26 protein-coding genes are annotated in these 25,233 nt (G+C 74.5%); 18 read left to right on the top strand and 8 right to left on the bottom strand.

The window, feature by feature from the left end; translation table 11 throughout:
- Positions 1-45 precede the first annotated feature (45 nt).
- Positions 46-1,341 carry an RNA-guided endonuclease TnpB family protein gene (locus IEZ06_RS18680; protein WP_229798339.1) on the bottom strand — a complete coding sequence of 432 codons (1,296 nt, stop codon included), beginning with the start codon at positions 1,339-1,341 and terminating at the stop codon, positions 46-48.
- 417 nt (positions 1,342-1,758) lie between these two features.
- Here IEZ06_RS18680 and IEZ06_RS18685 point away from each other — a divergent pair, with 417 nt between their 5' ends.
- Together IEZ06_RS18685 and IEZ06_RS18690 are read left to right on the top strand one after the other, a co-directional pair.
- Positions 1,759-2,055 carry an STAS domain-containing protein gene (locus IEZ06_RS18685; RefSeq protein WP_189237986.1) on the top strand — a complete coding sequence of 99 codons (297 nt, stop codon included), beginning with the start codon at positions 1,759-1,761 and terminating at the stop codon, positions 2,053-2,055.
- On the top strand, positions 2,052-3,134 hold the full coding sequence (locus tag IEZ06_RS18690) for an anti-sigma factor RsbA family regulatory protein (RefSeq protein ID WP_189237987.1): 1,083 nt from the start codon (positions 2,052-2,054) through the stop codon (positions 3,132-3,134). Before IEZ06_RS18685 ends, IEZ06_RS18690 begins: the two co-directional genes overlap by 4 nt.
- Positions 3,135-3,163: 29 nt before the next feature.
- Here the strand turns inward: IEZ06_RS18690 and IEZ06_RS18695 are convergent, their stop codons facing one another.
- The 4 genes from IEZ06_RS18695 to IEZ06_RS18710 are packed head-to-tail and all read right to left on the bottom strand — an operon-like array spanning position 3,164 to position 6,818.
- Positions 3,164-3,586, bottom strand: coding sequence for a hypothetical protein (locus IEZ06_RS18695; RefSeq protein ID WP_189237988.1), 423 nt, complete (start codon positions 3,584-3,586; stop codon positions 3,164-3,166).
- A gap of 31 nt (positions 3,587-3,617) precedes the next feature.
- Positions 3,618-4,898, bottom strand: coding sequence for a sugar ABC transporter permease (locus IEZ06_RS18700; RefSeq protein WP_189237989.1), 1,281 nt, complete (start codon positions 4,896-4,898; stop codon positions 3,618-3,620).
- Positions 4,891-5,691 (bottom strand): ATP-binding cassette domain-containing protein, encoded by an 801-nt coding sequence (locus IEZ06_RS18705; RefSeq protein WP_189237990.1) that lies wholly within the window; start codon positions 5,689-5,691, stop codon positions 4,891-4,893. The genes IEZ06_RS18700 and IEZ06_RS18705 overlap by 8 nt, the downstream gene beginning before the upstream one ends.
- Positions 5,688-6,818 carry a sugar ABC transporter substrate-binding protein gene (locus tag IEZ06_RS18710; protein WP_229798341.1) on the bottom strand — a complete coding sequence of 377 codons (1,131 nt, stop codon included), beginning with the start codon at positions 6,816-6,818 and terminating at the stop codon, positions 5,688-5,690. The genes IEZ06_RS18705 and IEZ06_RS18710 overlap by 4 nt, the downstream gene beginning before the upstream one ends.
- A gap of 280 nt (positions 6,819-7,098) precedes the next feature.
- Here IEZ06_RS18710 and IEZ06_RS18715 point away from each other — a divergent pair, with 280 nt between their 5' ends.
- The 3 genes from IEZ06_RS18715 to IEZ06_RS18725 are packed head-to-tail and all read left to right on the top strand — an operon-like array spanning position 7,099 to position 9,085.
- Positions 7,099-7,974, top strand: coding sequence for an ATP synthase subunit B family protein (locus IEZ06_RS18715; RefSeq protein ID WP_189237991.1), 876 nt, complete (start codon positions 7,099-7,101; stop codon positions 7,972-7,974).
- The gene (locus IEZ06_RS18720; protein WP_189237992.1) at positions 7,971-8,369 is read left to right on the top strand and encodes a phage holin family protein; all 399 of its coding nucleotides are present in this window, start codon (positions 7,971-7,973) and stop codon (positions 8,367-8,369) included. The genes IEZ06_RS18715 and IEZ06_RS18720 overlap by 4 nt, the downstream gene beginning before the upstream one ends.
- Positions 8,345-9,085, top strand: coding sequence for a DUF3618 domain-containing protein (locus tag IEZ06_RS18725; RefSeq protein WP_189237993.1), 741 nt, complete (start codon positions 8,345-8,347; stop codon positions 9,083-9,085). The genes IEZ06_RS18720 and IEZ06_RS18725 overlap by 25 nt, the downstream gene beginning before the upstream one ends.
- Before the next feature lie 128 nt (positions 9,086-9,213).
- Here IEZ06_RS18725 and IEZ06_RS18730 read toward each other — a convergent pair whose 3' ends face one another.
- Complete coding sequence (locus IEZ06_RS18730) at positions 9,214-10,977, bottom strand: histidine kinase N-terminal 7TM domain-containing diguanylate cyclase (RefSeq protein WP_189237994.1); 1,764 nt, start codon at positions 10,975-10,977, stop codon at positions 9,214-9,216.
- 126 nt (positions 10,978-11,103) lie between these two features.
- On the opposite strand from IEZ06_RS18730, the gene IEZ06_RS18735 reads away from it, so the two are divergent.
- The 11 genes from IEZ06_RS18735 to IEZ06_RS18785 all read left to right on the top strand — a co-directional run bounded on the left by IEZ06_RS18735 (position 11,104) and on the right by IEZ06_RS18785 (position 21,118).
- Entirely contained in the window at positions 11,104-11,904 is an 801-nt protein-coding gene (locus IEZ06_RS18735) for an oxygenase MpaB family protein (protein ID WP_189237995.1), read from the top strand.
- 174 nt (positions 11,905-12,078) lie between these two features.
- Positions 12,079-12,639: a hypothetical protein gene (locus tag IEZ06_RS18740; protein WP_084008895.1), complete on the top strand. Its 561-nt coding sequence runs from the start codon at positions 12,079-12,081 to the stop codon at positions 12,637-12,639.
- Positions 12,633-13,721: a hypothetical protein gene (locus IEZ06_RS18745; RefSeq protein WP_189237996.1), complete on the top strand. Its 1,089-nt coding sequence runs from the start codon at positions 12,633-12,635 to the stop codon at positions 13,719-13,721. Before IEZ06_RS18740 ends, IEZ06_RS18745 begins: the two co-directional genes overlap by 7 nt.
- A gap of 142 nt (positions 13,722-13,863) precedes the next feature.
- Positions 13,864-14,445, top strand: a complete 582-nt coding sequence (locus tag IEZ06_RS18750; RefSeq protein ID WP_189237997.1) for an SAF domain-containing protein — start codon at positions 13,864-13,866, stop codon at positions 14,443-14,445.
- Positions 14,442-15,134, top strand: a complete 693-nt coding sequence (locus IEZ06_RS18755; protein WP_189237998.1) for a CpaE/TadZ family protein — start codon at positions 14,442-14,444, stop codon at positions 15,132-15,134. The genes IEZ06_RS18750 and IEZ06_RS18755 overlap by 4 nt, the downstream gene beginning before the upstream one ends.
- Entirely contained in the window at positions 15,131-16,039 is a 909-nt protein-coding gene (locus tag IEZ06_RS18760; RefSeq protein ID WP_189237999.1) for a type II secretion system F family protein, read from the top strand. Before IEZ06_RS18755 ends, IEZ06_RS18760 begins: the two co-directional genes overlap by 4 nt.
- An 87-nt stretch (positions 16,040-16,126) precedes the next feature.
- Complete coding sequence (locus tag IEZ06_RS18765) at positions 16,127-17,014, top strand: type II secretion system F family protein (RefSeq protein ID WP_189238000.1); 888 nt, start codon at positions 16,127-16,129, stop codon at positions 17,012-17,014.
- A 27-nt stretch (positions 17,015-17,041) separates the two neighbouring features.
- A complete protein-coding gene (locus tag IEZ06_RS18770) occupies positions 17,042-17,431 on the top strand; it encodes a TadE/TadG family type IV pilus assembly protein (protein WP_189238001.1) in 390 nt (129 codons plus the stop codon).
- Entirely contained in the window at positions 17,428-17,964 is a 537-nt protein-coding gene (locus tag IEZ06_RS18775; protein ID WP_189238002.1) for a TadE/TadG family type IV pilus assembly protein, read from the top strand. The genes IEZ06_RS18770 and IEZ06_RS18775 overlap by 4 nt, the downstream gene beginning before the upstream one ends.
- Positions 17,961-18,350, top strand: a complete 390-nt coding sequence (locus IEZ06_RS18780) for a hypothetical protein (protein WP_189238003.1) — start codon at positions 17,961-17,963, stop codon at positions 18,348-18,350. The genes IEZ06_RS18775 and IEZ06_RS18780 overlap by 4 nt, the downstream gene beginning before the upstream one ends.
- On the top strand, positions 18,347-21,118 hold the full coding sequence (locus tag IEZ06_RS18785; RefSeq protein ID WP_189238004.1) for an AfsR/SARP family transcriptional regulator: 2,772 nt from the start codon (positions 18,347-18,349) through the stop codon (positions 21,116-21,118). Before IEZ06_RS18780 ends, IEZ06_RS18785 begins: the two co-directional genes overlap by 4 nt.
- Before the next feature lie 20 nt (positions 21,119-21,138).
- On the opposite strand, the gene IEZ06_RS18790 is transcribed toward IEZ06_RS18785, so the two are convergent.
- The gene (locus IEZ06_RS18790; protein WP_189238005.1) at positions 21,139-21,489 is read right to left on the bottom strand and encodes a rhodanese-like domain-containing protein; all 351 of its coding nucleotides are present in this window, start codon (positions 21,487-21,489) and stop codon (positions 21,139-21,141) included.
- A gap of 38 nt (positions 21,490-21,527) precedes the next feature.
- Between IEZ06_RS18790 and IEZ06_RS18795 the strand changes: the two genes are divergently transcribed.
- Positions 21,528-22,157 (top strand): TetR/AcrR family transcriptional regulator, encoded by a 630-nt coding sequence (locus IEZ06_RS18795; RefSeq protein WP_189238006.1) that lies wholly within the window; start codon positions 21,528-21,530, stop codon positions 22,155-22,157.
- A 146-nt stretch (positions 22,158-22,303) separates the two neighbouring features.
- Here the strand turns inward: IEZ06_RS18795 and IEZ06_RS18800 are convergent, their stop codons facing one another.
- A complete protein-coding gene (locus IEZ06_RS18800) occupies positions 22,304-22,690 on the bottom strand; it encodes a nuclear transport factor 2 family protein (protein ID WP_189238007.1) in 387 nt (128 codons plus the stop codon).
- A gap of 205 nt (positions 22,691-22,895) precedes the next feature.
- On the opposite strand from IEZ06_RS18800, the gene IEZ06_RS18805 reads away from it, so the two are divergent.
- Positions 22,896-25,061 carry a DEAD/DEAH box helicase gene (locus IEZ06_RS18805; protein WP_229798343.1) on the top strand — a complete coding sequence of 722 codons (2,166 nt, stop codon included), beginning with the start codon at positions 22,896-22,898 and terminating at the stop codon, positions 25,059-25,061.
- Positions 25,062-25,233 lie beyond the last annotated feature (172 nt).

Raw genomic sequence — 25,233 nt, forward strand, 5'->3', positions numbered from 1 at the left:
GGGGGGAACTTCCGGGCGACGTCCGTAGATGGTCTTCGATCGGGGTCAGGCGGTGGCCTGTCCCCCGCCGGGATCGAGGGTGGACAGCATGTCGGCCAGCAGGTTCACCGAGGCGTTGACCTCCCGGTCGTGCACGGTCTCGCAGCCGACGCACCTCCAGGTGCGGTCGGCCAGCGCCAGCCCCCGGTGCACCCGCCCGCACGCCGAGCAGGTCTTGGAGGAGGGGAACCAGCGGTCGGCCGCGTGCAGGTGCCCGCCGTACCAGCCGGTCTTGTAGGCCAGCTGGCGGGCGAACTCGCCCCAGCCGGCGTCGGAGATCGCGCGGGCCAGCCGCCGGTTCCTTACCATGCCCGCGATGTTGAGGGTCTCGATCGCGATGGCTCGTTTGGTTCTCGCGAGCCTGCTGGAGGTCTGGTGCAGGAAGTCGGCGCGCTGATGGGCGATCTTCAGGTGCAGGGCCGCCACCGTGCGGGCTTTCCTGGCCCGGTTGGCGCTGCCGTCCTGGGCGCGGGCCAGGGCGCGGTTGGCGCGGGCGAGTTTGTTCAGGGAGCGTTTCAACGGTTTGGGGGCGTGGATCTCCTCGGTGGTGCCGTCGTCGTCGGTGAGGGTGGCGAAGACCTTCAGGCCCAGGTCGAGTCCGCAGGCGGGTGCGTGCGGGTCGACGGTGCGGGCGGTGTTCAGGCCGGTGCGGTCGATCTCGATCTGCAAGGAGATCCACCATCGTCCGGCCTGCTCGCGCACGGTGGCGCCCAGGATCCGCGCCTGCCCGCTCTCCAGGCGGCTGGTCAGCCAGGTCATGTCCTCCCGGACGGCCACGGTGCCGATGCCGGGCAGCGCCACGGTACGAGTGTCGATTGGATGGGCGCGGTCGGCGTCGTAGCGGAAGCGGCGGCCGTGGCGGCGCCTGCGCCAGGTGGGGAACCCCACCTTCGGTCCCTTGCGCCTGCCGGTGCGGGAGTCGGCCCAGTTCTTCAGGGCGGCAGCGCGGCAGCGGGCGGCCTCCTTCGGGATCCGCGAGGAGAGCTTCTCGGCTGTGAACCAGGGGAAGCGGTGCTCGCGTTCGGTCCGCCAGCGCGTCTCCAGTTCCGGGGCGGTCCAGGGCACCCGGGTCAGTTGCTCGTCCGGGATGCCGTAGGTGGCCTCGGCCGTGCGCTGGTCCAGGGCGGCGCGGATCTTCTCCAGGTAGAAGTTCTCCGCGACCCGGGCCAGTCCGGCGTGCTGGGCCAGCCGGGTGCGCTGGGCGGGGGTGGGCGCCAGTTCGATCCGGTAGCCCTGCCGGGTCCGGTCCGGCCGCGCGGTGTGCGCGGGCGGGGTGGGTGCGGGAGCGGTCGGTGATGTCACCGGAGCAGCGTCCTTCCCCCGCGCAGTGAATCGAACATGTGATCGATGGTAGTCGGATCGTCACGCGCTGTCCATGGGAAGTGGAGATCCGCGGGGTGACACGGATGAACCCTGAGAGCGCCTGAGGAGGTTCGATGAAACGACAAGCAGTTCGCAACCCCACCCGGAGTGGATGAGCGGTTCCCGGAGCGGATGAGCGGGTCCGTCCGCCCCCTGGTCAGGGCTTCTTTCCTCGGAGGCGGCCGGGGCGCCTTTTCCCATCCGGAGGGAGAACGGGTACGTTGAAGCAGTCGGTTGTCTATTTTCGGGGTGGTCCGTTTGACAATCCAGCCCAGGGCCAATCCGGACGGCCCGCCCCGCCTCTCACTGCCCGATCCGCCGCTCTCCCCTGTCCGGCAGTCCTCCCCGCCGGGTCTCGTGATCAACCTGATCGAGCCCCTCTCCGGCCTCGAGGTGATCGGCGAGATCGACCGCACGACCAGGACGGCGTGGCGCGAGGCGCTGGCCGCGGTGGCCTCCAGGGGTGAGGACGTCCACCTCTATCTGGCGGAGCTCGGATTCATCGACGTCCGGGGAACATGGTTGATCACCGATGCGGCGGGCACCCTCCCTGCTGGCAAACGGATGTTCCTGCATCACCCGCCCCGCATACTGAAAACCGTACTGACCCTGATCGGATCGGGCAGCCTTCCGGTCGTGGTGGAGAGCCCATGAACGTCACACCGTCCGCAACCGCCGAGCCCTTCGAGCATCCGGCGCTCTTCTACCGGGGCGCCGACGAATACCTCGCGGGGACCGTGCCCTTCGTCCTGGAGGGCGTGGCCGCGGGAGACCCGGTCGCGGTGGCGGTGCCGGGCGGGAACCTGGAGCTGATCCGCGCGGCGCTGGGCCCGGCGGCGGCCGGGGTGCGGCTGCTGGACATGGGCGAGGCCGGGCGCAATCCCGGGCGCATCATCCCCGGCGTGCTGCGGGCCTTCGCCGACCTCCACCCGGGCCGGCGCGTCCGCATCATCGGCGAGCCGATCTGGCCGGGCCGTTCGGCGGCCGAATACCCGGCGTGCCTCCAGCACGAGGCGCTGATCAACCTCGCGTTCTCCGGCCGGGACGTCACCATCCTGTGCCCCTACGACCTCGCCGGGCTGTCCCCCGAGGTCATCGAGGACGCGCGGATGACCCACCCCGTCCTCGTGGACGGCTCCGGCGCGTCGGCGAGCGCCCACTACGCGCTGGAGCGCGTCCTGCGCGACTGCAACCGGCCACTGCCCACCCCGGAGGGCGCCGCGGTGATGCACTACGGCCAGGGTTTCGGCGACGACCCGCTGGGCCGGGTCCGCGCCTTCGCCACCGAGCACGCCGCCAGGATCGGCCTGGCGGGCGAACGCCTGGAGGACCTGCGGTTGATCGCCAGCGAACTCGCGGCCAACAGCCTCGACTACGGCGGCGGTTCGGGGACCCTGCGCGTCTGGCAGGAGGGTGAGCGGGTGGTGTTCGACATCAGCGACGGCGGCCACATCGCCGACCCGCTCGCCGGCCGGCGCCCGACCCCGACCCACCAGCTCGGCTCGCGCGGGCTGCTCGTGACGCACCTCCTCAGCGACCTGGTCCGCGTCCACACGGAGCAGGGCGGCACCACGATCCGCGTGTACTTCGACGTCGACGGCGCCGATCCCCTGGAACACATCAAGAGCATCGAGGGCGCCGGGTTCACCGGGAGCACCGAGGACACGGGAAGCACCGAGGACACGGGAAGCACCGAGGACACGGGGAGCGCCGAGGACCTGGCGAACGCCTGACGGACCCGCCGCGGCGGTCGCGCCGCGGCTCAGGGGGCGTCGAGCCAGGTGTCCGTCGTGCGGGTCCCGCCGGCGTCGGTGCGGGGCAGGAGGGTGGCCCGCGTCTCCGTCACGGTGAAGCCGGTGACCACGTGGCGGTTGTGCAGCAGGAACCCCACCACTCCCGCGACGGCCTGCACGCTGTCGGGGGCGGACGTCCGGCCGGTCAGCAGGTAGACGAGCGGGGTGGAGGGCTGGTCGATGGCGAAGCTGCGGCCGTGCCGGTGGACGTCCTGCAGGGTCCTGATGGGGATCGGCCGGGGGGCGGTGAACCACGCGGCGACCTCCCAGGAGGGCGTCCCGGGGCCGGGCGCCGACGCCTCCTCGTAGCAGGTCACGCAACCGCGGCGGGCATCCTGCCCGTGGGGGCAGACCCAGGACGCCGCGTCGTTCGGCATGCTGCGCTCAGACATGTGCAGACCGTACCCCGTCGGGAGAGGACGATCAGGCGCGGCCGGAGGCCTTCTGGCTGCGCCGGGAGAGCGAGTCGATCACCACCGCGGCCAGCAGCACCGCTCCGGTGACCATGAACTGGATCGAGTTGCTCACGCCCTGCAGCGCCATCCCGGAGGAGATCGACTGGATGACCAGCATGCCCAGCAGGGCCGAGTAGGCCGTCCCGCGCCCGCCGAACAGGCTGGTGCCGCCGATCACCGCCGCCGCGATGGCCATCATCAGCACGTTGCTCTGACCGGTCGCCTGGCTGGCCGAGGCGATGCGGGAGGCCGCGAAGACGCCGCCGACGGCCGCCATCGCACCGGAGATCATGAACACCGAGACGCGGATCGCGGCCACGTTGATCCCCGCGCGCCGGGCCGCCTCGATGTTGCCGCCGACGGCGAAGACCTTCCGCCCGTAGCGGGTACGGCGCTGCACGAAGTCGGCGGCGACCACCACCACGAGGAAGATCAGCAGGGCCAGCGGCAGCCCCTTGTACTGGTTGAGCACGTGGGCCACGCCGAACACGACGAACGCCAGGACCAGGGTGCGCAGGATGATGTCGGCCGTCGTCCGGGAGGGGATGCCCGCGGCGCGGCGGCGGGCGTTGCCGAGGACGGAGACGGCGAAGAACCCGGCCGTGACCAGGCCCGCCAGGCCGTACGCGGCGATGAGCTGGGTGAAGTAGGTGCTGGTGAGACCGGCGACCAGGCCCTCGTAGGGCAGGTTGATCGTCCCGCTGGGCCCCAGCACCCAGAGCTGGAACCCGGTCCAGGCGAGCATCCCGGCCAGCGTGACCACGAACGACGGCACGCCGAGCCCGGCGAAGAACACGCCGTGGACGAGCCCGAGCAGCGCGGCGACCGCCACGGCCGCGGCGATCGCCGCCAGCGGGTGCCAGCCGTTGTTCACCTGCAGTACGGCCAGCACCGCCGCACCCGCCCCGCTGACCGCGCCCGCCGACAGGTCGATCTCCCCCAGCAGCAGCACGAAGACGATGCCGACCGAGATGAGGCCGGTCGCCACGATGTCGATGCTGAGGTTGGACAGGTTCTGCGGGGACAGGAACTGGCTGTTCAGGCTCTGGAAGACGATCCAGATGACGGCCAGGCCGACGATGACGGGCAGCGAGCCGAGCTCGCCGCCCCTGACCCGGCGTTTGAACTCCTCGACGTATCCGGCCGCGCCCTTCTCCCGGACGAGCAGCCGGGGGTCGAACTGGGCCTCGGCGGCCGGTCCGGCCGGACCCGCGGGCTCGTCCGCCCGGTGCTTTCCCCGCTCAGCCATCGGGATCCTCCCCGGCCCGGCCGGTGCGGGCCCGGCGGCGCATGACCACGTTGTCGGTCGCCCCGGTGATCGCGGCGATGATCTCCTCCTGGGTGGTCCGCCCGGTGTCGAAGAAACCGTTGTTGCGGCCCAGGCGCAGGACGGCGACGCGGTCGGCGACCGCCATCACGTCGACCATGTTGTGACTGATCAGGATCACCCCGAGCCCCTGGCCGCGGAGCCGTTCCACCAGGTCGAGGACCTGGGCGGTCTGCTCGACGCCGAGGGCCGCGGTCGGCTCGTCCAGGATCACGATCCTGGGCTCGCCCAGCAGCGACCGGGAGATCGCCACGGTCTGCCGCTGGCCGCCGGACAGGGACGCCACCGGGATGCGGACGCTGGGGATCCTGATGGAGAGCGTGTGCAGCAGGTCGCGGGAGCGCTTCTCCATCGCGACCTCGTCCAGCACGCCGAGGCGGCCCACCTCCCGGCCGAGGAACAGGTTGCCGACCACGTCGAGGTTGTCGCAGAGGGCGAGGTCCTGGTAGACGGTCGCGATGCCGAGCGACTGCGCCGCGCCGGGGCTGGTGATCGTGACGGGCCGGCCCTCCCAGCGGATCTCGCCGCTGTCGGCCGGGCCCACGCCCGCGATCACCTTGATGATGGTGGACTTGCCCGCGCCGTTGTCGCCGACCAGGGCGACCACCTCGCCCGCGTGGACGTCGAGGTCGACGTCCGACAGGGCCTGCACGGCGCCGAAGCGCTTGGAGATCCCCTCGACGGCGAGGACCGGTTCCCCGCTCGCGGCGGTCATGACAGCCCGGCGGCCTTGCACGCGGCCTGGACGTCGGCGGTGCAGATCTCCCCGACCGTCCAGAAGCCGTCCTTGACCACCGTGTCCTTGATGTTGTCCCTGGTGACCACGATCGGCTGGATGATCAGGGCGGGGATCGGGGAGCCGCTCCCGTTGTCCACGGTCGTGGCGCCCTGCACGGGCTTGCCGGAGCCGAGGTCGAAGGCGAGCCGGGCGGCGTTCTGCGCCTCGGGCTTGATCGGCTTGTAGATGGTCATCGTCTGGGTGCCGAGCAGGATGCGCTGGATGCCGGCGAGTTCGGCGTCCTGGCCGGTCAGCGGGGTCCCCTTGGGCACCCCGGCGTTCTGCATGGCGCGGGCGATGCCGCCCGCCATGCCGTCGTTGGCGGAGTAGATCCCGATGACCTTGTCCGCGCCGAGCGCGGTGAACGCCCCGGCGGCCTGGGTGTTGGCCTGGTCGGGGCTCCAGTCGGGGGTGTCGTACTCCTTGCCGATGGTCACCTGCCCGTCGAGGACGGAGTGGGCGCCCTTCTTGAAGTCGCCCGCGTTCGGGTCGGTGGGCGAGCCGTTGACCATCACGATCGGGCCGCGCTTGGGGTCGCCGCCCTCCTTGAGGGCGTTGAGCAGCGCCTCGCCCTGCATCTTGCCGACCTGGACGTTGTCGAAGGAGGTGTAGGCGTCGACCGGGCCCCCGGCGAGCCGGTCGTAGGCGACCACCTTGGCGCCCTGCTGCTTGGCCTTCGCCACCGAGGAGGCGATCGCCTTGGCGTCCACCGCGTCGAGGATGAGCACCTTGACGTTGTTGGTAAGCATCGAGTCGACCTGCTGCTGCTGCTGGTTCGGGTCCTGGTTGGCGTTGGCGTAGACGACCTCGCAGGTGGGGCAGAGCGTCGCCACCTCCTGCGTGATGTACGGCCGGTCGAACTTCTCGTAGCGCGCGGTCTTCGACTCCGGCAGCAGCAGGCCGATCTTGAAGCTCGACGCCCCGGTGCCGCCCGTGGCGCCGGGGGACGTGCCGGCCGGGGTCATGGTGCCGCCGCCGCCCGCCTCCTTCGCGCTCCCGCAGGCCGCCATTCCGAACGCCAGGACGAGCGCGGCGCCGCCCACCGCCCATCGAACCGTCTTCACTGGACCCCCCGATCACGCACCGGAACCGATGCCGTCCGTACTCCGCTGGCCGTACCCGGGGGTGGAATCGGGATTCTCACCGGAAACCGACCTTGACGATGACTTGGAGCAAAAGCCGCAGGTCAGGTGGGGTCTTGGGGGAATCAGGGGGTGTGAGGTGAATGAGAAGAATTAACGGGATGAGTGAGGTTTGAAATTGTTTCGAGGGGTTTGTGTATGGCGGAAGGGTACATGGGCAGAGGCCGCGGCAACCGAGGATGCACGACCTTTGGAGGCATCGGTGAACGAGTACCCAACCAGGGCGGGGGAGCGCCCGGCAGAGGGCGGGGAGCTCCGCGAGACGGCCAGAGAGGCCGCGCAGCAGACCAGGTCGGCTGTCGGGGAGGTGGCCGGCACCGCCAAGGAGCAGACGAGAGCGGTGGCCGGAGAGGCCAAGGAGCAGGCCCGCCGCGTGGCGGACCAGCTGCGTGAGCGCGCGAACGAGCAGGCGCGGCAGCAGGGCAGGCGCGCCGCCCAGGGGATCCGGCAGTGGGCCGACGAACTGGCCTCGGTCGGCGACGCGGTCAAGCCCGACTCCCCGGTCTCCGGAGTGGTGCAGCAGGTCGCCGACGGAGGACGGCGAGCGGCCGACTACCTGGACGAGCACGGTCTGGCCGGCGTGGTGCAGGAGGTCCAGAACTTCGCGCGCCGCCGCCCTGGAGCGTTCCTCGCCGGCGCGCTGGCCGCGGGATTCCTGGTCGGCCGGATCGCCAAGGCCGCGTCGGACACCGGCGGCCCGACGGGCGCCGGAACCGGTACGGCGGGCGCGTGGAGCGGCGCGGGCGACCGGGGCCCGGCCACCGCGGACGGTACGGCGGGCGGTACGGCGGGCACCTGGGGCGCCGCGGACGGTACGGCGGGCGGTACGGCGGGCACCTGGGGCGCCGCGGACGGTACGGCGGGCGGTACGGCGGGCACCTGGGGCGCCGCGGGTACCGGCGCGTCCGGCTCGCCGACGACCCCGATCCCGCCGGTCCCGCCGGCACCGGTCACGCCTCCCGTCCCGCCCGCGACCCCGGGCCGGACGGCCGGATCCGAACCGGCGTTCGGGGAGGAGCGCTTCCCCGGGACCCCCGTCACCCCTCCGCCGACGGGCTGGGACGGTGAGCCGCGATGAGCTCGCCCCTCGAACCCGAGCCGCCTTCGCTGGGGCAGCTGGTAGGTGAGATCGGGGAGGACCTGTCGAAGCTGTTCCGCCAGGAGGTGGAGCTGGCCAAGGCCGAGATCCGCCAGGAGGCCGCCAAGGCCGGCAAGGCCGCGGGCCTGCTCGGCGGAGCCGGATTCGCCGGCTACATGGTCGCGCTGCTGGTGACGCTGGCGGTCATGTTCGGCCTCGGCAACGTCATGGACCTGGGCTGGGCCGCGCTCATCGTCGCGGCCCTGTGGGCGGGGGCCGGCGCGGCCCTGTTCGTGACCGGCAAGGCCAGGTTGCGGCAGGTGTCGCCCAAGCCCGAGCAGACGATCGAAACGCTCAAGGAGGATGCGCGATGGGCGCGGAACCTGACCAGATAAGGGCCGAGATCGCGGCCACCCGGGCGGAGCTGGCGGCGGACGTGGACCGGCTCGCGGACAAGACCAGCCCGGCGCGGATCGTGCAGCGCCGTACCGGCCGGATGCGCCGGCGGATGCAGGTGGTCCGGGAGCGGGTGATGGGCACCCCGGTGCACGCCGCCCACCAGGTGCGGCAGCAGGCCGGACAGGCCGCCCACAGCGTCCGCGGGACGGCGGCGGGCGCCGCCGGGACCGTCCGGGACACGGCCGCCGACGCCGCCGGAACCGTTCGCGACACGGCGGCCGACGCCGCCGGGACCATCAAGGAGACCGCCGTGGAGGCCGCCGGAACCGTCAAGCAGGGTGCGCAGCAGGCCGCGGAGGCCGTCAAGGGGGCGCCGGAGCAGGCGATGCGGGGGGCCCAGGGCAACCCGCTGGCCGCCGGGCTGATCGCCTTCGGCGCGGGACTGCTCGCGGCCACCCTCATCCCGAAGACCGAGGCCGAGCAGCGGGCCGCCGAGCAGCTCCGCGACCAGGCCGGCGAGATGGTCGCGCCGGTCAAGGACGCGGTGCTGGAGTCGGCCCAGCGCCTCGGCGAGGAGGCCAGGGAGGCCGCGCAGGAGGCCGGCCGCCAGGTCAAGGAGACGGCCGCCGAGGCGGCGAAGGCCACCGGCGACCACGCCCGCGAGCAGGCCCAGCAGGTGACCGGCCAGACCCGGTCGACGTTCGGCTCCTGATCACGGGCCGGAACGCTCTCCGAGCGGCCCACCCGGGCGAGCGGCCCCGTCCCCGGTACGACTCCGGGGGCGGGGCCGCCGCCGTCGCGGGGTGTGGCCGGACCGCGGGGGAATCGGGCCGTTCGGGCTCAGGCCGCGGTCCCGGTCGCCGTTCCGGCCGGCTGCGGGTCCGGCTCGGTCGCCGTTCCGGCCGGCTGCGGGTCCGGCTCGGTCGCCGTTCCGGCCGGCTGCGGGTCCGGCCCGGCCGTCTCGACCCGGTTGCGTCCCCCGCGCTTGGCGGCGTAGAGCGCTCCGTCGGCGGCCTGCAGGAGATCGTCGGGGCTCTGTCCTGGAGACAGTGCGGCGACGCCGGCGCTGAAGGTGACGCGCAGGCTGTGGCCGCCGCTGTGCACCGGGTCCGCCGCCACCTGTTCGAGCAGGGCCTCGACCCGGGATCGGGCCTGCTCCGCGTCGGTGCCCGGGAAGACCACGACGAACTCCTCGCCGCCGTAGCGCGCCACGGTGTCGTCCCGGCGCACGCCGCCGGAGAGCAGCTCCGCGAAGCGGACCAGTACGTCGTCCCCGACGCGGTGGCCGTAGCGGTCGTTGACCTGCTTGAAGTGGTCGATGTCGAGCAGGGCGAGGCTGAGCCGCCCGCCGTTCCCGCCGCTCCCGCCGCTCCCGGCGGCCGGTGCGGCCTCGCGGTGGAGCACGTCCATCAGATGGCGGCGGTTGTGCAGGCCGGTCAGCGCGTCCCGGGCGGCCTGCTCGGCGAGGTCGGTGCGGAGCAGCTCGATGGTGTGCAGCTGGTCGCGGAGCCGGGCGTTGGCCTGCTCCAGCTCGTCCTGCTGCCTGCGCAGTCGTGAGTTCGCCTGCTCCAGCTCGTGCCGCTGCCGGTTGAGCGCGGTGACGTCGCGGGCGACCATGGCCCAGCCCGCGCGCTCGCCCCGGCGGTCGTACAGCGGGGTGGTGCGCACGTTCAGGTCCAGCCGCCGGCCCGCGCCGTCGGTGAAGACCAGGTCGTTCTCCCCGCCGTCCGCGGGGGTGAAGACCCCGCCGAGCATCTCCTTGAGCGAGAGTCCGGTGATCCGGGCCGGAGTGCCGGGCCTCAGCCGGTGGAGCACCTCCTCGGCGACGGAGTTGAGGTCGAGGATCCGGCCGGAGGCGTCGATGGTCACGACCGCGTCGCCGATCATGTCGAAGACGCGGTCGCGCGCCACCGGGACCAGCTCGGGCAGGGAGCGGTGGACGAGCAGCCAGTAGACGACGACCGCGGTGACGCAGAAGCCGACCGGCGTCAGGTCCGCGGTGCGCACGATCGCGAGCAGGCCGATCACGTTGCCCAGGGTCGAGGGGGCGACGCTGAGCAGGAGGAGGCCGTACAGGGGGCGCTGGGCGCGCGGGCCCCGCGCCCACGCGCGGACCAGCCGCGCCGCGCCGACGGCGAACAGCAGGTAGCTGTAGCCGGTGTGCGCCCAGAACAGGGGACCGAACTCGGGGATGCGCATCTCGGGCGAGACGGCCCAGTCCATCGAGAGGAAGAACAGGTGGTGCCCCGGATTCGTCACGATCGCCGCGGTGACCAGTGCGGGCTCGATCGAGAGCAGCGGTACGGCGCGGCGCGGGAGCCGCCAGCCGCGGTCCGCCACGGCCTTGGACAGGCACAGGAAGCCCGCCATGGCGGCGCCGACGCCGACGTACTTGACCGCCGCCAGCAGCAGGGCGGTGCCCGGGTCACCGGTCAGGAGGATGAGTCCCTCCACCGCGGACCACACCGCGATCGCCGCCGAGACCAGGGAGAGCGTGCCGACCGCGGGTGCGGTGCGGCGCCGCCGCCAGCCGACGGCGGCCACGACGCCGGCCACGGCCGCCGCGAGCGCGAACAGCAGGAGGAGGAACGCCTGCCCCGCCATCCCGCGCCTCCCCCTCGTCCCGCCGATGTCCTTCCCCCATCGGCACGGCCGCCGCGCGGTGTAGGGAAACACGCGGGTCCGCTGACGGCGCTTGTCGTAAAGTAAATGCTTACTTACGATGGTCGCATGAGTGACGGACTGTTCGAGGACGACGACCTGGTCAGGGTGATCGGCCGCGAGGCCGTGCTGCTCGTCGCCGGAGGGGCGGCCTCGCTGCTGCAGACCGCCCACCCGAAGGTGGCCCAGGGGGTCTACGACCACAGCTACACCGCCCAGGACCCGCTCGGGCGGCTCAGGGGCACCATGCAGTGGGTCTACGCCGTCTCCTGGGGCACCCGCGAGGAGGCCGAGCTGATGAGCGCGGCCGTGACGCGGATGCACGAGGGGGTGACCGGCCCCGGCTACCGGGCCGACGACCCCGAGCTGCAGGTCTGGGTGGCCGCCACGCTCTTCGCCACGGCCGTGCACGTCTACGAGGCGGTCTTCCGGCGGCTGTCCGGCGACGAGCTCGCCGCCTACTACGAGCAGTCGAAGGTCTTCGCCACCGTCCTCGGCTGCCCGCCGGACGCGATGCCGCGGACCTACGCCGACTTCCGCGTCTACTACGCCGGCATGCTGGCGAACCTCAGGATCGGCGACGCCTCGCGGGCCGTCGCCGAGCAGGTCCTCAACCCGGACGTGCCGTGGTTCGCGCGCGCCGGCCTGCCGGTGATCAGGCTCGTCACCGCGGGGCTGATGCCCGCGCCGATCCGCGAGCAGTACGGCTGGAGCTGGACCCCCGCCCGGAGGGCGCGCTTCCGCCTGCTCATGCGGCTCCTGGCCGTCGTCTACCCGAGACTGCCGCTGCGGGTCCGCACGCTGCCCCGGGACCGCTATCTGGGCGACCTGCGCAGGCGGCTGGCCGGGCGGCGCCCCGCCATGTCATGACCTGAGGCGACCTGGCCGGGCGGCGCCCCGCCATGTCATGACCTGAGAGGAAAGGCGCGCCCCGCGGCGGACCCCGACCCGGCGTGATGGCCCTCGCTACTGGAATTTGGTGACCCATCGCATTACTGTGACTACTCTACGTGGTTACCTCTTCTTGACCAGCGAGGACATGTCATGTGGCGACGGTGCGCCATCTATGGGCCGCTGACGACCTGGGCCGTCGTCACGTGCATGCTCACCGGGTGTCAGTCCGCGCCCGCCGAGTCCGTCTCCGTCCTGGAGCCGACCGCCCTTCCCTCGGCCACCCCGCCGCCGGACCCGCGGGCGGCCGCCGAGGAGGCCGTGCTCGCCTCCTACCGCGGCATGTGGCGCGAGTTCGTCTCCGCGGCGGCGACGGCGGACTGGAAGGCCCGGGGCCTCGGCCGGCACGCGACCGGGGACGCACTGACCATCCTGCGCCACGGCCTCTGGCTCGCCCGGCAGCGGGAGCAGGTGATCGGGGGCGAGCCGGTCCTGAGCCCGGAGGTCGCCTCGCTGAGACCCGGGGCCGGGCCCACCAGGGCCAAGGTCATCGACTGCGTGGACGACACCGGGTTCCTGGTCCGCACGCGGAGCGGTGAACGGGTGAGCGGGGGCGCCCCCACCGGCAGGCACCGGACCACCGCGGGTCTCGTCCTCCGCGGCGGCTCCTGGTACGTCAGGAGCTTCGTGCTCAAGGAGGCCGGGACATGCTGAGAAACGCCGCCGCGATCACCACCCTCTGCTGCACGGCCCTCACCGCGGTCTCCGGCTCCGGGACCGCCGTCCCCGCCGCCGAGGCGGCCGTCCGTACCGGGTCCGCCGTTCCTGCCGGGGCCACCGGGGCCACCGGGTCGGCCGGGTCCGCCGGGAGCGGGAGGGCCATCGGGTCCGCCGGGAGCGGGGGAGGCACCGGGATCGCCGCTCCCGCCGCCCCCGGCGCCGAGGGCGCGGTCGAGGCGACGGGGAGTGTGGCCGAGCTCATCGGGTGCGGCTCCGGAGGCGGGCCGGGGTGCGCCGTGCGGGCCAGGCGCTGGTGGAAGCGGCTGGCCGCGGCCGGGAGGCTCCCGGCGGGCGGCGGAGGCGGCGGCGACCCGCGCGCGGACCGCTCCGAGGGCGCCGGCCGCTCCGGGCTCCGGGGCCGGCCGGGCCTGCCGTACACACCGGACCCCCGCGGCCCGCTGGATCCGCGGGACGGTTCCCGGAGCCCGCTGGACCACCCGCTGGACCTCCTGGACCCGCTCGATCCCCTGGACCCCCTGAAGCCCCTGAAGCCCCGCCCGCAGGCGGGCGGGGGACGGGCCGCCGGGACCCCCGTCCCCCCGGCCGCCGTCCTGGAGGCGGTGGACCGCCTCGTCCTGCCCGAGCCGGAGATCGGCTCCTCGCCCGGCCCCGAGGACCTGCAACTGGTCCGGCTGCCGATCTGGCTCACGATCTCGCGGGCGTCCTGGCGTCCCCGTACGGCCACCGGCACGGCGGGCGGGACCACCGCGACCGTCCTCGCCCGGCCGGCCCGGGTGAACTGGGACATGGGCGACGGCACCACGGTGGTCTGCCGGGGGCCGGGCACGGCCTACCGCGAGGGCCGGGACGACCCGCGCCGCCCCTCGCCCACCTGCGGCCACACCTACCTCGACTCGAGCATGGACGCCCCCAACGGCGAATACCGGGTGACCGCCACCGTCGTCTGGGAGGTCACCTGGACGGCCGGCGGGCGGAGCGGTCCGCTCCCGTCCCTGACCACCACGGCGAGCGAGGAGTTCCGCGTCGCCGAGTCGCAGTCGGTCGTCACCGCATGACGACGGCGATCACCACAGCCTGAAGACCATCGCAGTCTGCAGATCGTCACAGTCCGAAGAGGGGGAAGCAGTGGCCACGACGGCGGTCAGACCGGCGCGACCGACGACCGGTGCGCCGAGGAGGCGCCGGAGCGCCGGCAGGATGCTGCTCGGAGGCGTCCTCGTGGCGGCGTGCGCGCTCGCCTCGGCCGCGATCACCCTGCGGGCCGGGACCCCGTCGGGGGCGGTGGCCGTACGGTCCGACCTCCCGGCCGGGCACGTCCTCGACGCCGACGACCTGCGCCCGGTGACCGGGGCCGTGGACGCCGGCCTCATCCCGGCGAGCCGCGCCGCGAGCCTGGTCGGCAGGAAGCTCACGGTCCCGGTGGTGGCCGGGGCCCTGCTCACCGAGAAGAACGTCGGCGGGAGCGCCACCCACCCCCGGCCGGACCAGGCGCTGATCGGGGCGGCGGTGCGGCCGGGGCAGTACGCTCCGGGCCTGGCGCCCGGAGACCGGGTCGCCGTCACCGAGATCCCTGGCGACGCCGTCACCGCGGGCGCCGGCGGGACCCGCACGAGGACGCAGTCCGTGGTCGCCGTCGTCACCGAGGTCCGCAGGCCCGACCAGCCGCAGAGCCCCGCCGTGGTCACGCTGCTGCTGCCGAGGAGCGACGCGGAGAAGATCGCCGCTCCGGTCGCGCAGGGCATGTTCACGCTGGTGCAGGTCTCGCAGGGGGCGCAGTGACCGTCATCGGCGTCGCCTCGATGAAGAACTCGCCGGGCGCGACCACCTTCGCCCTCGCCCTCGCGGCCACCTGGCCCGGAACGGACGTGGTCCTGGCCGAACTGGACGCCTCCGGCGGAGAGCTCGCCGGCCACTTCCGGCTCGAACCCTCCCCGGGAACCGTCTCGCTGGCCGCGGAGACCCGCAGCGAGCGCGACGCGGAGGCGCTGCGGCGCCACACGCAGACCCTGCCCGGGGGCCTGCGGGTGATCGCCGGTCCCGCCCGGCCGGACCGGGCGCACGCCGCGCTCATGACGCTCAGCGCCACGCTGCCGGAGGTGTTCGGCAAACTCCCGGCGGGCGCGGCCGTGGTCGCCGACCTGGGGCGGCTGGCGGGCCCGGCCGCGGAGCTCGCCGTGAGCATGGACCGCGTCCTGGTCCTGGCGCGTCCCCGGCTGGCGGACCTGGCGCACCTGGAGGGCCTGGCGGAGGCCCTGCCCCACGCCGAGCTGGTCCTGGTCGGCCGGGGCGCCTACCCGCCCCGGGAGGTGACCGACGCGATCGGCGTGCGGATCCGCGCGCACATCGCCCACGACCCGGCCGCCCAGGCGTTCCTGGAGGGGCGGCGGCAGCGGACCCGCCTGGTCCGGGCCGCCCGCCGGATCTCCGGAGCGCTCGCCTCGGTCGCCCCGCTGGAAGGAGTGGCGTGACCGTTCAGGTGCTGCTGGCGGTGCTGGCCGGGGCGGGCGCCGGTGCGGGGCTCCTCCTGCTCGTCTCGGGACTGCGCCGGCAGGAGGCGGGCCAGGAGCACCAGGGGCATCGGGGCCACCCGGGACCCTGGGGCCCCCGGGGGTTCCGGGGGACCGGGGGGTACGGCCCGCGCGCCGACCGCCGGACGCCGGCGCGGATCACCGCGGCGGTCCTCGCGGCCGGGGCCGTCGGCGTGCTCACCCACTGGCCCGTCGGCACGGTCCTGGCCGGGCTGGCCGGCTGGTTCCTGCCGGGGGCGCTCGGCCCGGACCACGAGCACGCGCGGGACATGGAACGGATCGAGGCCATCGCGGGCTGGGCCGAGATGCTCCGCGACGTCCTCGTCGCCCCGACGAGGCTGCAGCAGGTCGTCACCGCGACCGCGCCGATCGCACCGGCCGCGATCCGGCCCCGGATCGTCTGGCTGGCCGCCCGCGTCGGCCGGGGTGAGCCGCTCCCCGCGGCGCTCCGGCAACTCGCCGACGAGCTCGCCGACCCGACCGGCGACCTGGTGTGCGCGGCGCTGATCCTGGCCGCCGGGCGGCGGGCCGACCGGCTCGGCGTCCTGCTCGGCGCGGTGGCCGAGGCCGCCCGCGCGCACGCCTCCGTGCGACTGCGCGTCGCGTCCGCGCGCGCCAGGGCCAGGTCGTCGGCCCGGGCGGTCGTCGCCGCCACGGCGGTGGCGGCGGGCGGGCTGGTGCTGTTCAACCGCGAGTTCCTCGCCCCCTACGACACCCCGGCCGGACAGCTCGTCCTGCTGGCGGTGGGCCTCGTCTCCGCGGGCTCGTTCCTCCTGCTCCACCGGCTCGGCCGCGTTCCCGGACCGCCGCGCCTGCCACTCCGCCCGGACGGGGGCGATGCCTGATGGCGCTCGCACTGCCGCTCCGCCTGGCTGGGGGCGATGCCTGATGGCGCTCGCACTGCCGCTCCGCCTGGCTGGGGGCGATGCCTGATGGCGCTCGCACTGCTGCTCGGAGCGGGCACCGGCCTCGGGCTCGTCTCCCTCCTGTTCGGACTCTGGCCCGCCCGTCCCACGCTCGCCCAGGAGCTCCACCGGCTCCGTCACGGCACCCCGGTGCGTCCCGCAGACCCCGGCGCGGGCCTCCTCGCGCGCCTCGGCCGCCCGCTGGCCGGGCCGCTGGCCGCCTGGGGGCTGCCCGGCGTCGCGGCCCGCCGCGACCTGGCCGTCTGCGGAGGCAGCACGAGCGGTCTGCTCGGGGAGAAGGCCGTCGTCGGGATCGCGGGCGCGCTGCTGGGCCCCGCCGCCTGCGCGGCCGCGGCGTTCGCCGACGCTCCCACGCCCTGGCAGGTCTCCGCCGGGACGTCCGCGCTGCTGGGGACGGCGGGGTTCCTCGCTCCCGACCAGGTGCTGCGCTCGCGTGCGGCCCGGCGGCGGGACGAGCTCCGCCACGCGCTCTCCGCCTTCCTGGACCTGGCCGTCATCGCCCTGGCGGAGGACCGCGACATCGACGGCGCGCTGACCGAGGCGGCGCGGGCCGGCGACGGGTGGGCGTTCGAGCGGCTCGGCGCCGCGGTCCGGGCCGCGCTGACCTCCGGCCGGCCCCCCTGGGCCGCCCTCGGGCGGATGGGGGAGGAGTACGGCGTGCACGAACTGGCCGGGCTCGCCGTCGCGGGCGGGCTCGCCGGGGCCGACGCCACCCGGTTGCGCGCCTCGCTCACCGCCAGGGCGGCGGAGCTCCGGGCCCGGCGGCTCGCCGAGACCGAGATCGCCGCCCGCGCCGCGACGGAGCGCATGGGCCTGCCCGTCGCGGGGCTGCTCCTCGGCTTCCTGGTCTTCACCGGCTACCCGGCCGTCGCCTCGGTCCTGGCCGGACTCTGAGCGGCTGGAGGAACCCTGAACCACTGGATGCACACCCGGAACGACCGGGGGGCGGCGACGGTCCAGGCGGCGGTGGCGTTCCCCGCCGCGCTGGTGCTCGTCCTGGTCGTCGTGCAGTTCGGGGTGTGGCGGCACGCCGTACACGTCGCGGAGGCGACGGCGGCCGAGGCGCTGGCGTCCGCCCGGGTCCACGGTGCCGGGGCGGAGGCCGGCCGGGTGAAGGCGTCGCTGCTGCTGTCCCAGCTCGGGCGGCCGGTGCTGCGCGACGCGCGCGCATCGGTGTCCCGTACGGCGGACAGCGCCCGCGCCGAGGTCAGCGGGGTCGCCCAGGCGGTCGTGCCGTTCCTGGATCTCCCGGTGCGGGTGGTCGTGCACGGTCCGGTGGAGAGACCGGGGGACATGGGAGACGGCTGGTGAGGCCCCTGTCCGGTGGGGCGGCCCGGAGCGGCAGGCCTCTGTCCGGTGGGGCGGCCCGGAGCGGCAGGCCTCTGTCCGGTGGGGTGGCCCGGAGCGGCAGGCCTCTGTCCGGTGGGGTGGCCCGGCGGGAGCGGGGGGCCGCGGCGGTGGGGCTGGTCCTGCTCGTGCCGCTGCTGCTCGTGCTGATCCTGACCGCCGTCGCGGCGGGCGGCCTGGTCAGCGCACGGCTGGAGGTCGACGGCGCCGCCCGCCAGGCCGCCCGGGCCGCGGCCGCCGCCCGGGACCCGGCCGGGGCCGCCTCGGCGGCGCGGTCCGCGGCCGAGGCGGTGCTCGCCTCCGGCCGGAGCGGTTGCGGCGGTCCGGCGGCCGCGGGCACGGACGTGGGCATCGGCCTCTTCCGGCCGGGCGGCGCCGTCACGGTGACCGTCACCTGCCGGGTACGGCTGGCGGACGTCGCGATGGCGTACCTTCCGGGCGGGGTGGATCTCACCTCGACCTTCGCCGCGCCGCTCCCCTCCTGGAGGTCGCGGTGAACGGGTTCGCGGCGGGAGTCGTCGGAGCGCTGCTCCTGCTCGCCGGGATCGTCGTGGACGGGGGCCTGGTGCTCGCGGCCCGGGTGCGGGCGGTCAACGAGGCGTACGAGGCCGCGCGGTCGGGCGCCCGGCAGCTCGACTTCGGCGCCTACCGACGCGACGGGAAGGTGCGGCTCGACCCGGGCCGAGCCCGGACCGCCGCGCTGGCCTACGCCGCGGCGGCCTCCGGCAGCGCCACGGTGGAGGTCTCCGGCGACACGGTGACGGTCGTCGTCCGGGTGGTCCAGCCGCCCCGGATCCTGGGCCTCGCCGGGGTGGGCGCCTTCGAGGTCTCCGGCCGCGCGTCGGTGACGGCGCAGCGCCGGACGGCGGGGACGCCGCGATGAGAAGGGCCCCGGGGGCCGCCGCTCCTGCGGAGGCGGAGGCGGAGGCGGCGGGTACGGGCGCGGGGGCGTGCGCGGCGGGGCGGCCGGACGCGCGGGCCACCGGGAAGGCCGTGCGGACGGGACTGCGGAGGGCGGGGCGGCGGACAGGGCGGATACTCGGGCGCGCGGCGCGCCTTCTCGGGGTGATCGGGCTGCTCTCGGTGGTCGAGGCGGGCGTCCCGGCGTTGCTGGTCCGCCTGGGAGGCCTGCCGGTCCCGCGGTTCCCGCGGGAGGTCCCGTCCTGGGAGGAGGCCCGGCGGATGCTCACGGGCCCGCTCCCGGACGGCCTGCCGTACGGGATCCTGACCGGTGTGCTCTGGCTGCTGTGGGCGGCGTTCACGGTCGCGCTGCTCGCCGAGATCGCCGTCGCGGCCCGGGGCGTGGAGCTCCGCCTTCCGCTGCTCGGGCCGCTGAGGACCGTCGTGGAGCGGCTGATCGGCGCGCTCACCACCGCGGTCCCGCCACCCGGCCCGCAGTCGGCCGGCCGCCGGGAGCCCTCGACGATCGTGGTGGCCGCCGCCGGTGACTCGTGGCCCACGGCCCCGATGAGAAGGATCACCCTGGAGAAGGACGCGACAGATCCGGGCGGTCTGCCACCGGCCTCCGGCATCCGGATCCCGCAGGTTCCGGTTCCCGAGGTCTCGGGTTCTCCGGTTCCCGAGGTCTCGGGTTCTCCGGTTCCCGAGGTCTCGGGTTCTCCGGTTCCCGAGGTCTCGGGTTCTCCGGTTCCCGAGGTCCCGGGTTCTCCGGTTCCCGAGGTCCCGGGCGCCGTGCCGGAGCCCGCGTCCCCAGGAGCGCTCGTCGTGGAGACCCCGTCGGGCGGAGTGGTCTCCCCGGCGTTCGCCGCCGGCATCAGCGCCGCCTACGCCACCGCCCGCTTCCACCGCCACCGCCGCCGGAGGATCTCTCCACCGGCCCCGATCGGACCGGAGGCCGGGGTCGGGGCGGGGACCGGGAGCGGACCCGTCAGTGGAATCGGGACGGGGACCGGAGCCGGAGCCGGAGCCGACGCGGGCGCGGGCGCGGGCAGCGGTCCGGAGGAGGAGCAGGAACCCGTTCCCGTCGTCGGCGCGTTGCGCCGGGCCCATCTGCGGACCTACGTGGACAGGGGCGAGGAGCTGCCGTGCGACGCCGATCTGGTGCGGGAGGCGTTCTCCCTCGACGTGCCGGACCGGTTGCTCGCCGGCCACCGCGGCGATCGGAGCGGCGTCGAGGTCGAGCTCGCGGGGCTGAGCCTGGGGCTCACGGGACCGGGAGCCGCCCGGTCCGCCCGTGCGATCGTCCTGGACCTGCTGCGGCAGGCCGGGCGGTTCCGCGCCGAGGTCGTCGTCCGTGCGGCGGACGCGCGGGAGCTGTTCGGCCCCGCCGGGAGCGGGCGGGAGGCCCTGGCGGGAGCCGTGCCGGGGCTGACGGTCGTCGAGTCGGCCGACGCGGCGGTCGACCGGTTCACCGAGGCGCACTTCACCCGGCGCCGCATGCTGATCGAACGCGGTGCCGCCGACGTCGCGGAGCTCCGGGAACGCGATCCCGGTGAGGTGCTGCCCGCCGTCCTGCTCGTCGCGTCGGTGACCGAGGAGATCTTCGACTGGGACGTGGCCGCGCTGCTGGCCTCCTCCGCGCGGACCGGCACCGGGGCGCTGCTGCTGGGCGACTGGCCCCCGGGGACCACCTGCGAGGTCGGGGAGGACGGCCGGATCGGCGAGGCGAGGGGGTCGAAGGCCGAGGAACTGCTCGGTGCCCGGCTCTTCGGGTTCTCCGCCGGTGACGGGGGCGACTGCCTGCGCCTGCTCGCCGAGGCGGCCGCCGGGGACGGTGACGACCGCGTCGGGAGCGGACTCGACGAGGATGACGAGGATGACGAGGAGGGAGACGGGAACCGCGGCGGGGCGGACGCGGGCGGCGTCCCCGGTGCCTCCGGTGCCTCCGGTGGGCACGGTGCCCGCGGCTCCGCCGGGGAACGGGCGGATGCGGACGGGCTGCCCGTCTGGGAGGGGCCGGAGCCCGTACGCCTCTCGATCCTCGGGCGGCCGGTCGTCCAGGCGAAGGGCCGCCCCGGGGCGGTGCCCGTGGACGGTCCCCGGCTGCTCCTGCTCGTCCTGCTCGCCCTCCACCCGCAGGGACTGCGGACGGGGGAGATCCGTACCTCCCTGTGGCCGGGCACGGAGGCGGACGCGTGCGTCCACGACACCCTGCGGAGCCTGCGCGACGCGCTGCGGGCCGCCACCGACGGAGCGGACCGGGGCCGCCGGGACTCCCCGTTCATCACCGGGGACGGCGGGACCTACCGCATCGACCCGGCCATGGTCGCGGTGGACCTGTGGGACTTCGAGGCCGTGGTCGGGGAGGCGGGCACGGCCGCCGACGACAGGTCGCGGATCGACGCCCTGGACTGCGCCGCCCGGCTCTGCCGCGGGGCGCTGGCCGACGGGCTCGCCCGCGAGTGGCTCGACGACCGGCGCAGCGGGCAGCGGCGGGTCCAGACCGACGTGCTCGTCCGGCTCGCCGAGCTCCGGGCGCCCGCAGACCCGCAGGCCGCGCTCGACGTCCTGGAGCGGGCCGTCGCCCTGGACCCGGACCCGGAGGAGGCCTGGCGCCGCCTCATCCGCCTCCAGCTGGAGCTCGGCCACCGGGACCGGGCGGGTGAGGCGGCGACGCTCCTGCGCAGGCGCCTGTGCGCGATGGGGGTACGGCCCACCCGAGAGACGGAGCGTCTGCTGTCCGAGCTGTGAGCGGCGGGTGCGGTCTCCCCTCACGCCCCCGCGCGCTCGGCGGGCAGGCCCGTCTCGACGGGGAGACCCGCCTCGACCCAGTCCTGGATGCCCTCCCGGTACTTGCGCACGTCGGTGTAGCCGAGAGCGGACAGGCGCCGGGCGACCGCCTCGCTGTTGCCGCAGGCGGGGTTGGAGCAGTAGGTGACGATGGCGGCGTCCCGGTCGGGGAGCAGCTCGGCGGCGCGGACGGCGACCTCGCCCTCCACCAGGGCGACCGCCCCGGGCAGGTGCTGCTGCTCGTAGTAGGCGCCTCCGAGGGCGTCCACGACGGTGACCGTGCCCGCCTCGATCGCGGCCTTCAGCTCGTCGCGGCTGATCAGTGCGGTCATGTCGACCTCCGAAGGTAAGTGGACTATAGTCCGTTTGTGTGAACGATCCGAAAGTTACCGGACCGCGGTCCGTTTCGTCAAGCGAGCCGCTGCGGACGCTGCTGGGAGAAGTGCCGAAGGAGCGGGCGGACGCCGCGCGCAACCGGCTGAAGGTGCTGTCGGCGGCGGCGAGGCTGTTCCGGGAGAGGGGTGTGGACGGCGTCTCGATGGACGCGGTCGCCGCCGAGGCCGGGGTCGGGAAGGGCACGTTGTTCCGCCGGTTCGGTGACAAGTCGGGACTGGCCGCGGCCCTGCTCGACGAGCGCGAGCGCGAGCTGCAGGAGGCCGTCCTGTCCGGTCCGCCTCCGCTGGGCCCCGGCGCCCCGGCCGCCGAGCGGCTCTCCGCCTTCGTGGACGCCTACCTCGACTACCTGCTGGACCATCTCGACCTGGTCCGCATGTCCGAGACCGCCAGTCCCGGCGCGCGCTACCGGATCGGCGCCTACCGGTTCTGGCGTCTGCACGCGGCGATCCTGCTCGCCGAGATCCGTCCGGGATGCGACGCCGACCCGCTCGCGCACGCGCTGCTCGCCCCGCTGGCGGCCGAGCACATGACGGCCCTGGCCGGGGAGTACGGCGAGGCGCGGGCGAGGCAGGCCGTCCGGGCCCTCGTGCTCGGCGGGGGCTGACGCTCATCCGGAGCCGTCGGAGGCTCGCCTCCCCGCCCGCCGCCCACCCCTTGGTCTGATCACTTTGTATGGATTCGGCTTCTACATCCGGCCGGGACCGACGGGGAAGCCGGGAGCGGAGCTGTCAGGCGATCGGCACCGGACCGTCAGGCGGGACCGGCGTGGGCGGCCAGGACGCGCCAGCCGTACTCGTCGTCGTGGACCCAGGTCCGGGTGTAGCGCATCCGCCCGGCGAACGGCTCGCCCGCGAACGTGCCCGCCAGCCTGCCCAGGAAGCAGGTCACGCCGGTCCGCCCCTCGACGAGCACGGTGAGGTCCTCCTGTACGACCTCCGTCATGACCTGCGTCCGCGAGCGGTGGTTGTCCAGGTCGAGCTGCTTGGCGTCGGTGACGCAGGCGCCGTCCGGCGGGCCGGTGAAGACGAGCCGCTCGTGGAGCAGCCGGTCCAGCTCCCCGACGTCTCCGGCGAGCTGCGCCGCCTGCAGGCGCCGCTCGGCCTCGTGCAGTTCGTCCGTGAGCGTCTGGTCGGACATGGGAAACCCTTCTCTCCGCCGTCTCCGCTGCGGGCGCGGCGACTGACGTGGACATGATGCCTCTCGGCGCGGACACGCGGGAAGGAACCGTCCGGCGACGCCGCCTGGAGCGCTTCTCCGGGACTTCCCGGGTAGATTGATGATCGGCCGGGCCTTACCGGGCCTTGCCCCGCGATTCATCGATCCGGTCCGGCGAGACGGGGGCGTGAGCGTGACCGAACCGGAGGGCGGGCGGCTCCCGGCCAAGGAGGCGGACGTCCTCTGCCGGGACGCGCACCGCCTGCTCGGAGACGCGCGCGCCCTGCTCGGCGAGTACGCCCGGGCCCGGAAGGAGGCCGAAGGGGCGCTCGGCGCGCTCCGCGCCGGACTGGCCCGGGCCGAGCTGGGCTCGATCCCCGTCGCCCGTCTCAAGGACGTGACCGGCGGGCGGCTCCGCCTCGGCGCCCTGGAAGGCTCCGGATACGCCACGGTCCTGGACGTCCTGGAGTCCTCGCCGTACTACCTGCAGCTGATCCCCGGGATCGGCACGCGCACGGTGAAACAGGTGCACGCCGCGGCGCGCCAGATCGCGCAGGCCGTCGAGGAGGCCGTCAGAGTCCGCATCGACGTCGAGCGGCACGACCCCCTGACCACCGGCCTGCTGGTCGCACTGCACCGGCTGGTGACGGCCGGCCCCGAACTGGCGGGCGCCCGCGAGGTGGCGCACGCCCTGGACGAGCGGATCGGACCGCTGCTGGCGGACGCGCGTCCGGCCCGTGGGCGCCTGCGGATGATGCTCACCCGCCCGGAGCGCCGCCGCCGCGCCCGGGAGGCGCTCGCGGAGATCTCGGAGCTGCTCGGCCGCTCCCGGGAGACCCGTCTCCTGCTCACCCAGGTCACCACCGATCTGCTCCGCCCGGCGGCGTCGGAGTTCGAGGTGTGGACCGACTTCGAGTTCCGCGCGCCGGACTACTACGGCCTGCTCGCCGAACTGGCGGGCGGGTTCGGGGCGGCGGGTCACGGCCTGCTCTCCGACGAACTGGTCGCGAAGATAGACGCCCAGGAACTCGACGGCACCCACCGCAGGGTCTCCCTGCGCGGATACCAGGCCTTCGGAGCCCGCTTCGCCCTCGCCCAGCGCCGGGTGGTCCTCGGTGACGAGATGGGCCTGGGCAAGTCGATCGAGGCCATCGCCGCCCTGGCACATCTCAAGGCGGAGGGGAGAACCCACTTCCTGGTGGTCTGCCCCACCAGCGTCCTGATCAACTGGCTGCGCGAACTCCGTTCACGCAGCACCCTGAGCGTTCACCCGCTGCACGGAACCGACCGTTCGGCGGCCGAGGAGGAATGGGTACGGCAGGGCGGCGTGGCCGTGGTCACCCTCGACAGCCTCTACCGGATGAAGGCGCCGGGCGCCGTCGAGGTCGGCATGCTCGTGGTCGACGAGGCGCACTACGTCAAGAACCCGCAGAGCCGGCGCTCCAGAGCCGTCGCCCAGTGGTGCCGGCACGCCGAACGGGTGCTCTTCCTGACCGGGACACCGATGGAGAACCGGGTGGAGGAGTTCCGCGTCCTGCTCTCCTACCTGCAGCCGGAGCTGGCCGCGAGTCTCCGCGGCAGCGGCGCCGCCGCCGGAGCGCGGGCCTTCCGCAAGGCCATCGCCCCCGCCTACCTGCGCCGCAACCAGCAGGACGTGCTCACCGAACTGCCGGACGTGGTCCGTGCGGAGGAGTGGGTGGAGTTCAGCGGAGCCGACCTCGCCGCCTACCGGCAGGCGGTCGAGGCGGGCAACTTCATGGACATGCGCCGCGCCGCCTACGCCTCCCCCGCCACCTCGGCCAAGCTGAAGCGGCTGCTCGAACTGGTCGAGGACGCCCGGGTCAACGGGCTCAAGGTCGTGGTCTTCTCCTATTTCCGGGACGTGCTCGCGAGCGTCGGGGCCGCCCTGGACGGCCGGGCGCACGGGCCGATCTCCGGCGACCTCGCTCCGGCCCGCCGCCAGCAACTGGTGGACGAGTTCTCCGACATCGAGGGCCACGCGGTCCTGCTCGGCCAGATCCAGGCGGGTGGCGTGGGCCTCAACCTGCAGGCCGCCTCCGTCGTGATCATGTGCGAACCGCAGGTCAAGCCGACCACGGAGGCCCAGGCCGTGGCCCGCGCCCACCGGATGGGCCAGGTGCGCAAGGTGCAGGTGCACCGGCTCCTGGCGGTGGACAGCGTCGACCAGCGCATGCTCGACATCCTGGGTTCCAAGGAGAGACTCTTCGACGCCTACGCGCGCCGGAGCGACCTGGCCGAATCCAGCGCCGACGCCGTGGACGTCTCCGAACAGGCGCTGGCACGCCGGATCGTCGAGGAGGAACAACGCCGCCTCGCCGTACGACGCGGCTAGGTTCCCGTGCGGGGTGGTCCCGGCTCCGTTCCGCGAACCGGTCCTGCGCGGCGAGCACGGCGCCCGCGTGACGCACGGCCCACTCTCCCATCGCCCGCATCGGCCCGAGCAGCGCGTTTCCGGCCTCCCCGTCAGCGCGTAGTCCACGCGGGGCGGCACGACGTCGACCACC

The organism is Planomonospora antibiotica (assembly GCF_014647955.1).
GTDB classification, from domain to species: domain Bacteria; phylum Actinomycetota; class Actinomycetes; order Streptosporangiales; family Streptosporangiaceae; genus Planomonospora; species Planomonospora parontospora.

Excerpts from the sequence above, each read along its gene's own strand:
- IEZ06_RS18690 (WP_189237987.1), top strand. The coding sequence starts at position 2,052 with ATGAACGTCACACCGTCCGCAACCGCCGAGCCCTTCGAGCATCCGGCG.
- IEZ06_RS18700 (WP_189237989.1), bottom strand. The coding sequence starts at position 4,898 with ATGGCTGAGCGGGGAAAGCACCGGGCGGACGAGCCCGCGGGTCCGGCC.
- IEZ06_RS18770 (WP_189238001.1), top strand. The coding sequence starts at position 17,042 with ATGCACACCCGGAACGACCGGGGGGCGGCGACGGTCCAGGCGGCGGTG.
- IEZ06_RS18695 (WP_189237988.1), bottom strand. The coding sequence starts at position 3,586 with ATGTCTGAGCGCAGCATGCCGAACGACGCGGCGTCCTGGGTCTGCCCC.
- IEZ06_RS18790 (WP_189238005.1), bottom strand. The coding sequence starts at position 21,489 with ATGACCGCACTGATCAGCCGCGACGAGCTGAAGGCCGCGATCGAGGCG.
- IEZ06_RS18745 (WP_189237996.1), top strand. The coding sequence starts at position 12,633 with ATGCTGAGAAACGCCGCCGCGATCACCACCCTCTGCTGCACGGCCCTC.
- IEZ06_RS18720 (WP_189237992.1), top strand. The coding sequence starts at position 7,971 with ATGAGCTCGCCCCTCGAACCCGAGCCGCCTTCGCTGGGGCAGCTGGTA.
- IEZ06_RS18785 (WP_189238004.1), top strand. The coding sequence starts at position 18,347 with ATGAGAAGGGCCCCGGGGGCCGCCGCTCCTGCGGAGGCGGAGGCGGAG.
- IEZ06_RS18800 (WP_189238007.1), bottom strand. The coding sequence starts at position 22,690 with ATGTCCGACCAGACGCTCACGGACGAACTGCACGAGGCCGAGCGGCGC.
- IEZ06_RS18735 (WP_189237995.1), top strand. The coding sequence starts at position 11,104 with ATGAGTGACGGACTGTTCGAGGACGACGACCTGGTCAGGGTGATCGGC.
- IEZ06_RS18730 (WP_189237994.1), bottom strand. The coding sequence starts at position 10,977 with ATGGCGGGGCAGGCGTTCCTCCTCCTGCTGTTCGCGCTCGCGGCGGCC.
- IEZ06_RS18750 (WP_189237997.1), top strand. The coding sequence starts at position 13,864 with ATGCTGCTCGGAGGCGTCCTCGTGGCGGCGTGCGCGCTCGCCTCGGCC.
- IEZ06_RS18765 (WP_189238000.1), top strand. The coding sequence starts at position 16,127 with ATGGCGCTCGCACTGCTGCTCGGAGCGGGCACCGGCCTCGGGCTCGTC.
- IEZ06_RS18705 (WP_189237990.1), bottom strand. The coding sequence starts at position 5,691 with ATGACCGCCGCGAGCGGGGAACCGGTCCTCGCCGTCGAGGGGATCTCC.
- IEZ06_RS18725 (WP_189237993.1), top strand. The coding sequence starts at position 8,345 with ATGGGCGCGGAACCTGACCAGATAAGGGCCGAGATCGCGGCCACCCGG.
- IEZ06_RS18740 (WP_084008895.1), top strand. The coding sequence starts at position 12,079 with ATGTGGCGACGGTGCGCCATCTATGGGCCGCTGACGACCTGGGCCGTC.